Origin of the sequence: Bradyrhizobium uaiense (assembly GCF_010811875.1) — a bacterium.
GTDB lineage: Bacteria > Pseudomonadota > Alphaproteobacteria > Rhizobiales > Xanthobacteraceae > Bradyrhizobium > Bradyrhizobium uaiense.
The window spans coordinates 1-2189 of the sequence record NZ_VKHP01000464.1; the positions used below are offsets into that span (position 1 = coordinate 1).

The following is a 2189-nucleotide window of genomic DNA, read 5'->3' on the forward strand; positions in this document are numbered from 1 at the left end:
CAGGTCCGCCGCGTCTCAGCTCCCATCCGCCGCGAGATGAGGCGTCGCGCGGCTGTCGAGCCCGTCATCGGTCACATCAAGGCCGAGCACCGCATGGACCGCAACTATCTCAAAGGGCGTCCCGGCGGGCGTCCCGGCGACTGTATCAACGCTGTCCTCGCCGCCGCCGGCTACAACTTCGGCCTGCTCCTGCGATGGCTCGCAGAGCTCTTGCGTGCCATCATCCGAGCCTTCCTCGAGACCATCCCGGCGCCAAATATCGCCTGAGCCCGGCGGCGCGCCGGTTCTTCACGAACGACTAGAGAACGTCGTCGGAATCCAACCACAGTACTCCCTAGAATTTACCGAATTCCTGCGATGTCTGATTGGTCTTTGCAGTTATTATTCAGGATGGTTCTCTAGTTTAATTTGTTAGGCATCTCACCACCGCAAGTAGAGGTCGCAATCCACGATGCAAGTTCCCGAGTTTTCGTTTGCTGAGCTTCTTACGCGGCTTCCTGACGGCGGGGCGGTTGTAACTTCCGATGGCACGTTAAGTGCCGCAGATATTCCTGGGCTCGCGTCGCGTGCGGCTGGCGCTCTCGCTGAATTGGGCGTTCATCCCGGCGATCGGCTCGGCCTCATACTTCACAATCAACAGGCCATGCTCGCCGCATGGTTTGGCTCCGCTTGGGCCGGAGTGACCTTCATTCCGATTAATACGCACCTGCGCGGAGACATTCTCAAGTACACGGTGAGCCATTGTGAGCCGGCGCTGCTGATCGTGGCAGACGATCTGGTGACGGTTGTTCGTGAACTTTGCCCGAATGCGCGTTTGCTGTCAGCGACGGATTGGATGGTCATGGTCCACGGCAGCCCTGAGCGCCCGATGGCGCGGACCGGCGACCTCGGCTTAATCCTCTATACGTCGGGAACGACGGGGCGGCCAAAGGGCGTAGCCTGGCACCCCGTAACGCAAGCGCGACACGCCTGGTTCTACTCGCGCACCTTTGTCCCGCTCTCGCCCGGAGAGGTTGGCCATACTGCGTTTCCGCTCTTTCACGTTACAAGCATGGGCGTCGGCATGGCGTGCCTCCTGAATGGAGCGACCGCCTACATTGATCCGCGATTTTCGGCCTCGTCCTTTTGGGACCGAATCCGAGAGACGCGAGCCTCAATGTTTACGTACCTGGGAGCGACGCTCGCTATTCTGCTCAAAGCGGTGCCTAGTCCGAGGGATCGGGAGCATAACCTACGTTACGGAATGGGTGGAGCGGCCACACAGGAGATCTGGCAAGCGTTCCAAACGAGATTCAGTGTGCCCCTGCTCGAAGGTTATGGACAAACCGAGATGGCGGCTTGCTGGGCCGCCAACCCGGCGGCTTCGGGCCGCCTTGGCTCGGTCGGGCCTTTCTGTGACAGAGCTGAGATCCGGCTAGAGCCGGTGGAGAAGGGCTCGAATATCGGGCTCCTCCATGTGAAGCCGCGCGAGCCACATCTCATCATGGAAGGCTACTACAAGGATCCGGAGACGACTGCATCGGTTTTCAATGATGGATGGTACAATACTCGCGATCTGTTGCGGGTAGACGATGATGGATGGCTCTATTTTGTTGGGCGGGTAACCGATAGTATTCGTCGGCGCGGGGAAAATATTTCGGCGCAGGAAATCGAACGTGTTGTGGGACAGTATCCGGATATTCTGGAGGTGGCGGCGGTTGGAGAGGCGTCAGATCTAACGGAACAGGATGTCGCCCTTTACTATGTTCGCCGTTCTGAAAGCGCGATCGACTCCCGCAAACTGGCCGACTGGTGCCGAGCAAATCTTCCCGATTTCATGGTTCCGCGGTATTATCGTGAGGTAACTGCCCTCCCGAAGACCGCTACTGAGCGAGTGCAGAAGGCGCAACTCAGTAATGCGCCCGTACTGATTGCCTTTGACGCCGAAAGCGGCGTGACAGTCCGGGGGCCGCCGGTCAGTCGCGAGTGAATTTCAGTCAAGTGCGCTTCTCGGGTATGGGGGCGCCGGAATGCAGGCCGGGTCCTAGAATTCTCTAGGATTCCCGAACGTTCACCGGTTGCTCATGACCTGCCACCGAACATTCATCCAACAGCAGTTAGAGTCTCGGGGTTTTGTACGCCGAGTGGCGCGGGTGGAGCAACGGGCGATCGGCGGAGCTGGTCGGGGTTGCGCAGCCGATCGCCCGTTG

At 59.3% G+C, this 2189-nt stretch carries 1 protein-coding gene and 1 pseudogene; both read left to right on the top strand.

Annotation, left to right across the window (positions count from 1 at the left end):
• Window positions 1-267 (top strand): annotated as a pseudogene (locus FNJ47_RS45730) (IS5/IS1182 family transposase); the annotation flags it as partial.
• 184 nt (window positions 268-451) lie between these two features.
• Window positions 452-1969 (top strand): AMP-binding protein, encoded by a 1518-nt coding sequence (locus FNJ47_RS45735; RefSeq protein WP_163163317.1) that lies wholly within the window; start codon window positions 452-454, stop codon window positions 1967-1969.
• Window positions 1970-2189 lie beyond the last annotated feature (220 nt).